Here is a 7123-nt window from a genome sequence, read left to right as displayed (position 1 = left end):
CTTTCCCCTCAGATTTGAACAAATCGCGCCCCTCGGCCGGCTTGGGGTTATTGCCCTCCTTCAGCAAGCTCTTTGGGGAACCGCGCTCCGCCCAATCACCTGATGCAGCGGGACATTTACCCCCTCAATGCCACCTTAACCCCGCCTTCAGAACCGCGATCTAGAACTATGCTCTAGATGAGCCACAGAGGGCCTCCCCAAAGCCAATTCCCCGCGGCAGACCGGTGTGCGCCCGCTGCCGCGCAAAAAGCCGCAGTTCAGCAGCCACTTACCCAAGCGAGGAGTTGAGTTCGCTCGGCATTGCCCTTATTTCGGGACCATCGGCGCTTGTCGCCCTGCAATAACCCAGACGACGACCCAGACTGCGACCAGGATGTGACCCGCCACGGGTCCACCACCGGCAAAGGATTTCTGCATTGGCCAACCATCTGTATCAAAACGACCTGCCCGACGACCTGACGCTCGGCCCAGTGGTCGCGATTGACTGCGAGACAATGGGGCTCAACCCCCATCGGGATCGGCTTTGCGTCATTCAATTGTCCGATGGCGATGGCAATGCCCATATCGTGCAGGTTGCCAAGAGCCAGACCAAGGCGCCAAACCTCTGCGCCATGCTGGAAGATCCCAATACGCTTAAGCTGTTCCACTTTGGCCGCTTTGACATCGCCGCCATGTACCACGCTTTCGGCGCCCTGACCGCACCGGTCTATTGCACCAAAATCGCCAGCCGTCTGGTGCGCACCTATACGGATCGTCATGGGCTCAAGAACCTGACCCAAGAGCTGATTGGTGTCGACATCTCCAAGCAGCAACAGATGAGCGACTGGGGCGCCAAGAAGCTGACCGATGCGCAGCTGGACTATGCGGCCTCGGATGTTCTGTATCTGCACCGCCTGCGGGAAGCTCTGAATAAGCGGCTTGAGCGGGAAGGGCGCATGGAAATGGCCCAGGCCTGTTTTGACTTTTTGCCCATGCGTGCCAAACTGGATCTCGCCGGATGGCCCGAAACGGATATTTTTGCACACTCATGACCTCCTCTGAAAAACTCCTTGCCACTGCCCGCCAGGTGGCCACAGACGAGGCCCGTGCGCTGGACGCACTGGCCGAAAGCTTTGACGAACGCTTTGTCGAAGCGGCAAATTTGATTCTGGCCGCCACCGGGCGCGTCATCATCAGCGGCATCGGAAAATCCGGCCATATCGGCCGCAAGATTGCCGCCACCCTGGCCAGCACCGGCACCCCGGCCTATTTTGTCCACCCCGCAGAGGCCAGCCATGGCGATCTGGGCATGTTGTCCAAGGGCGATGTGGTGGTGGCGATCTCCAATTCCGGCGAGGCCCCCGAACTGGCCAATCTGTTGGCCTTTACCCGCAGGTTTGACATCCCGCTGATCGGGTTGTCGAGCAAACCAGACAGCACCTTGATGACGCAGGCCGATGTGCAGCTGCAAATCCCCGCCACTGGCGAGGCCTGCGGCTATGGGATTGTGCCTTCGAATTCCACCACGCTGACGCTGGCCATGGGCGATGCCCTGGCCATCGCCATCATGAAGCACCGGGATTTCCGCCCTGAAAACTTCCGCGATTTCCACCCCGGCGGCAAACTCGGCGCCCAGCTGAGCATGGTCAGCGATTTGATGCACGGGCACGAGACCCTGCCTGTTGTCACCGCCGACACAGCCATGTCCGAGGCGCTCATCGAGATCAGTCAAAAGGGCTTTGGTGTTGCCGGTGTCGTTGACGCCGAGGGCAGCCTGAAGGGCATCATCACCGATGGTGACCTGCGGCGCCATATGGATGGTCTTTTGCAAAAAGAAGCCGCAGAAGTTATGACTCCGGACCCCACCACCATCGCACCGGATGCCCTGGCGGCCGAAGCCCTGGCCATCATGTATCAGCGCAAGATCACCTGCCTGTTTGTGGTCGATCCGGACAAGGGACAGCGTGCCGAAGGGTTGCTGCACATTCACGACTGCCTGCGCGCCGGTCTCGGATAGGGGCAGGTCAGCCGGTCATGGATCAGTATTCCCGCATGGTGAGCTACCTCAAGGTGTTCCTGCCGCTGGCAGCGCTCGCCCTGCTGGCGACCCTCTTTCTCATCTCGCCCGGCTCTGACGGCGAGGTGACAATTCCCTTTGCGGATCGTGAAATCGAAGAGCGCCTGCGAGGCCAGCAGGTAACGGCACCATTCTTTTCGGGCTCGACCGCACAGGGGGATGAGATCTGGGTCACAGCAGATGTGGCCCGCGCCAGCGAGGACCAACCAGTGATCGCCAGCGCGCTCAGGGCAGAGATCCGCATGACCACCGGCGGCCAGATCACCCTGACTTCGGATCGCGGAACGGTGCATCCGGATCAGGATCTCGCCCGGTTTGTCGGCAATGTTGAAATCATCACAACCGATGGCATGGTGGTTGAAACCGAAGCCTTAAAGACCCAACTCAGCGCAGTTCACGCCGAAAGCCCCGGTGCCATTCAGGCCACGGGCGATTTGGGAGACCTGACAGCCGGACATATGGAGATCGCGTCAGAAACAGTGGGAGGGCCAGTGCATCTGCTCTTCACCAATGGTGTCAAGCTGGTGTACTCTCCCCAAAAATTGGAAAGATAGATTGTGACTCATTTGCGTTCCCTATTGCTTTTCCTGATCTCCACACTGTGGCTTGCCCTACCCGCAACCGCGCAGAATGTGGCCTTTGGCGCGGTCAAGGCCGACCCTTCGCTTCCGGTTGAAGTCACCTCTGATGCTCTGTCGGTCAACCAGGCCGATGGCGCAGCGGAATTCACTGGCAGCGTGCTCATCACCCAGGGAGTGATGCGCCTGTCGGCCGACCGCGTGCTGGTGGTCTATAAAACCGACGCAGAGGGGAAACGCGCAATCGAAAGACTGGAGGCCACGGGACGCGTTCTTTTGGTCAGCGGCCCGGATGCCGCCGAGGCCCAGCGGGCTGAATATACCATTGACGACGGCACCATCGTCATGACCGGGGATGTGCTGCTCGACCAGGGTGCAGGCACGCTTGCCTCACAGCGGATGGTGGTCAATCTCACCACCGGGACGGCGAGCATGGCGGGTCGCGTCAAAACAATCCTCAACCCCAGCGCCAGCTCGAGCGATAATAACTGATGGCTCCGACACCTGATCTGAAACTGACCGAAGGCTCGTCTGGGCTGCGTATCGAAAAACTGCGCAAAAGCTACAGCAAGAAGGTCGTGATCCGCGATGTCTCGATCTCCCTGGATCGCGGCGAGGTCGTGGCGCTGCTGGGCCCAAACGGCTCTGGCAAGACAACCAGCTTTTACGCCATTGCCGGCCTGATCTTTCCCGAAGCCGGCAGCGTGACAATTGATGGGCAGAATGTCACCACCCTGCCCATGTACCGCCGGGCGCGGCTTGGCATTGGCTATCTGCCACAGGAAATGTCGATCTTTCGCGGCCTCTCGGTCGAAGACAATATCATGGCAGTTCTGGAAATCGCGGTGAAACATGGCCATCGCCGCCGCGAGAGGCTGGAAGAGCTGCTGTCGGATTTTTCCATCGAGCACCTGCGCCGCGCGCCCGCCCTGGCCCTGTCTGGCGGTGAACGCCGCCGGGTAGAAATCGCCCGCTGTCTTGCCGCCGACCCCAAGTACCTTTTGCTGGATGAACCCTTTGCCGGGGTGGACCCGATTTCGGTCGGCGATATCCGTCACCTGGTGGCGGATCTGAAAAAACGCGGCATTGGCGTCCTAATCACCGACCACAACGTCCGCGAAACACTCGAGATCGTCGACCGTGCCTATATCCTGCACGATGGCCAGGTCCTGATGTCCGGCAGCCCCGCCGAAGTGGTCGAAAACGAGAACGTGCGTCGCGTCTACCTGGGCGATAATTTCCGCATTTCCTAAGCCCCGAAAAACGCGACGATAGCGAGAACCGCCCCCAAAAACCTGCCTCAAAAAAGCAGCTTTTCCCGCAGCACTTTTTTACAAAGCAAAGCGAATTCTCTCCATCAATTTGCCGTAACTCCATTGACTCTCCGTGCGGATTGTCATCGAATTGACCTATGGCAAAAGTGCAGTACGAAGCAGTCCGACGCGTGGTCTTGGCAACAAGACCCGAAGGGTTGCAGCCCTGTCTTCAGCCTAATCCCCTGACCCAAAACTGACGACAGCTCTGCGGGCCCGGCCCGGAGGGTGTTTTGGGTGGAAATTTGTGAAGGAGATCACATGCGTTACAAAATCACCGGTAAACAGATCGACATTGGCGAAGCCCTGCAGACCCATGTACAGACCGAGCTGGGGACTGTCGTCTCGAAATATGCAGAACGTCCGACCGATGCAAATGTCGTCTTTTCCAAGTCGGCCCATGAATATGTATGCGAAGCCACGGTCCATCTGTCCACTGGGCTGACCGCCCAGGCCAAGGCACATGCCACTGAAATCTATTCCGCTTTTGAAGCCTGCAACGAGAAACTGGAAAAACAGCTGCGCCGGTACAAGCGTCGATTGAAAGATCACCATCGTGATCGCAGCGAACCGGTTGAAATTCTCGGCGCCAACTCTTATATCCTCGCCTCTGATGACGCGGAAACCGAAGCCGAGCCCGAAACGCTGCAGCCGATCATCGTTGCCGAGATGGAGACCCGGATTCAATCCCTCTCTGTTGGTGAGGCAGTGATGCAGATGGAGCTGGCAGGGGCGCCGGTGCTGGTGTTCCGCAATGAAAGCAAAAACGGGGTGAACGTGGTATACCGCCGGGAAGATGGCAACATTGGTTGGATCGACCCTCAGAGTTAAGGCCCAAAGGCCGCACCACGGCATCTGAACGGAGCAGGTGAGCAATGCAGATTTCAAGCATCCTTAAGCCGGGCGCAGTCCGGGTTATCGGAGCCGTATCCAGCAAAAAGCGCCTGTTTCAGGAAGTTGCCGAGGTGGCGCAGGCCTCCTATGGTCTTGCTGCGCAATCCACTGTTGAGGCTCTCCTAGACCGGGAGAGCCTTGGCCCCACAGGTGTGGGCCACGGTGTTGCCCTGCCCCATGCCCGGCTCCATGGTCTGGATGCGGTACGCGGGGTCTTTTTGATCCTGGAAAAACCGCTGGATTTTGACGCCGTTGATCGCCAGCCAGTGGACATTGCCTTTTCTCTCTTTGCCCCCGAAGACGCGGGGGTTGAGCATTTGAAGGCCCTGGCCCTGGTGTCGCGCACACTGCGCGAACAGAGCTTCTGTACCAAGCTGCGCGCCAACCATGACCCCGCAACGCTCTTCACCATCCTGACCGAAGCAACCCCAGTGCAAGCCGCTTAAACCAGAGGGGATTTGCAGCTCCCCAGCTGTCCTGTGCGGTTGAAAGATGCAGCGCGCAGGCCAAGGCCCGCGCGTTTTCTCTTTTGGTCTCCCCAAGCGCTCCCGCCCGTCAATCGATCTTTGTCAAAGATCTCTGCCCGTTGGGCCCGGCATGAAAACTCCTTTGGAGTTCTCATGCGCCCGCGCGATTTTCAGGCCCCTGTGGCCAGGTTCGGTCCGGGCTCTCATGTCACAGAGGGCTTGCTAGAAAGCTGTGCAGCGCCGCACGCAGGGCGGCGCCAGGCCCAAGGCTCAATAGGGTTTTGCTTGCAAAACACTTTTGGGGGGCGGGAGCCTCCCGCTGCTCTCAGACCACCCCCATCGGCCTGCCGGCAGACCTTCGGTCCGCCAGCAGAGCAATCCAGCCTAGGCCCGCCAGGATGAAAACCCAAACATCACATAGTCGCGCTGATACAGGGTTGAGATCTGCTTTTCCAAAGCAGCATCCCAGATCTCTGCCAATGAATAGGGCTGATCCTCGCGGGCCGTCTCTGGTTGGCCCGGCGTGGCGCGTCCCATCCGGCGCGCCAGATCAGGCAGGGCCTCTGCCAGCTCCTCTTCGCGCAACACCAGGTCCGGTGCGCCCAGCTCCGCCAACCCCGATAACGCCTGCGACTGGCTGGCCCATTCCGCATCCACCCGAACCGAGGTCTGCCCCGCCAGGTTGGTCTGCAAAAAGGTCAGAAACTGCGAGAAAGCAGCGTAGTGATCCGCCTTGCTATAACCCGCGTCAGGGCCATCCTTGGGCAGCGGCAGCTTGAACTGCCGCCTCAGGGTTTCGCGAATTGCGCCATAGCTGTCGCCCCCTTTTTGCAGAATGCGGCGACAGAACACCGAATGCACCCGGGCTGCCGGATGCCGCAGCACCGTAAAGCTGCGAAATCCGGGATTTCCCCGCTTCCATTGCCGCAACTGCTTTTGGTTCATCTTTTGGATCAGGCCGTTTGGCTCAACATTGTCCAGCCCCGCCATCCAGGCCTTTACCTCTGTTTCCGGCCCGCCTCTGATCGGCAGGTAGAGCAGCGGCGTCACCACCCCGGCGACATAGCTGGGAACCGCAGGCCCCCTACGGGGTTCAAAATTGGGCGTGCGGCTCAGGTTGAATCGATCCATCCCCGCCAGGGCCTCTGCCATGACGTTCGGGTTTTCGACCTTGGAGACCACCGGCGCCGGGTTCTGCCGTTTCAAACTGTCATCCAGCGCTTCCAGCTGAGTCTGCGACCCCAACCAGCGCGCCAGACCATTCATCACATCGAGGCTCTGTAGGTCCTCATAGGCAAGGTAAAAAGCGGTTTGCCCGGATTTCTGCAAACGGTTCAGCAGGGTGATTTGAAAATCCTGCAGTGCCGCAACATGACGGGAGAACTCACCACTATCAAAATGCGCCAAGGCTTCTTTCCGGCGCTTCACATTGGTCAATTTCCACTGCCCTGTGGCCTGGGCTATCTTCCAGGACACATAGCTCTCCAAGGGGTTCCTGGTCAGCACCACCTTGGCGCAGCGCGGATCCTCCAACGCCAGATCCAAAACCCGCGGGTCGTGGTCATGAAAATAGCGAAAGCCCCCAAGCCCGCCGGGTTCCGATTTGATCCGCGCGATCAGACAGGCTGGGTTATCCTCGCGCATGCTCTGGGTGATGCCCAGGATATTGTCCGCATTGGGATAGCCAATAAAATGCGGATTAAAGGCCTCGCCATGGCAGAACAAATCCTCATAGGCATTGAGATTGGTTTCCAGAAAATTGGAGCCCGTCCGCATTTCGGCAAAGACAATGAAGTAATCAAAAGGAGCTGTCAT

8 protein-coding genes are annotated in these 7123 nt (G+C 59.0%); 7 read left to right on the top strand and 1 reads right to left on the bottom strand.

The window, feature by feature from the left end:
• Positions 1 to 416 precede the first annotated feature (416 nt).
• From AN476_RS01530 to AN476_RS01500, 7 genes are all read left to right on the top strand, one after another.
• Entirely contained in the window at positions 417 to 1031 is a 615-nt protein-coding gene (locus tag AN476_RS01530; RefSeq protein ID WP_054458864.1) for a ribonuclease D, read from the top strand.
• On the top strand, positions 1028 to 1996 hold the full coding sequence (locus AN476_RS01525; protein WP_054458862.1) for an SIS domain-containing protein: 969 nt from the start codon (positions 1028 to 1030) through the stop codon (positions 1994 to 1996). Before AN476_RS01530 ends, AN476_RS01525 begins: the two co-directional genes overlap by 4 nt.
• 17 nt (positions 1997 to 2013) lie before the next feature.
• Positions 2014 to 2610, top strand: coding sequence for an LPS export ABC transporter periplasmic protein LptC (gene lptC, locus AN476_RS01520; RefSeq protein WP_054458859.1), 597 nt, complete (start codon positions 2014 to 2016; stop codon positions 2608 to 2610).
• 3 nt (positions 2611 to 2613) lie between these two features.
• A complete protein-coding gene (locus tag AN476_RS01515; RefSeq protein WP_054458856.1) occupies positions 2614 to 3126 on the top strand; it encodes an LptA/OstA family protein in 513 nt (170 codons plus the stop codon).
• The gene (gene lptB / locus AN476_RS01510) at positions 3126 to 3887 is read left to right on the top strand and encodes an LPS export ABC transporter ATP-binding protein (protein ID WP_054458854.1); all 762 of its coding nucleotides are present in this window, start codon (positions 3126 to 3128) and stop codon (positions 3885 to 3887) included. The genes AN476_RS01515 and lptB overlap by 1 nt, the downstream gene beginning before the upstream one ends.
• 321 nt (positions 3888 to 4208) lie before the next feature.
• Positions 4209 to 4778: a ribosome hibernation-promoting factor, HPF/YfiA family gene (hpf, locus tag AN476_RS01505; RefSeq protein WP_054458852.1), complete on the top strand. Its 570-nt coding sequence runs from the start codon at positions 4209 to 4211 to the stop codon at positions 4776 to 4778.
• Positions 4779 to 4822: 44 nt separating this feature from the next.
• Positions 4823 to 5287: a PTS sugar transporter subunit IIA gene (locus tag AN476_RS01500; protein WP_054458850.1), complete on the top strand. Its 465-nt coding sequence runs from the start codon at positions 4823 to 4825 to the stop codon at positions 5285 to 5287.
• A 405-nt stretch (positions 5288 to 5692) separates the two neighbouring features.
• Here AN476_RS01500 and AN476_RS01495 read toward each other — a convergent pair whose 3' ends face one another.
• Positions 5693 to 7123 carry a sulfotransferase family 2 domain-containing protein gene (locus AN476_RS01495; protein WP_054458848.1) on the bottom strand — a complete coding sequence of 477 codons (1431 nt, stop codon included), beginning with the start codon at positions 7121 to 7123 and terminating at the stop codon, positions 5693 to 5695.

It is taken from the genome of Phaeobacter sp. 11ANDIMAR09, from assembly GCF_001294455.1.
Taxonomy (GTDB): domain Bacteria; phylum Pseudomonadota; class Alphaproteobacteria; order Rhodobacterales; family Rhodobacteraceae; genus Pseudophaeobacter.
This window is presented reverse-complemented; position numbering and strand designations above follow the sequence as displayed.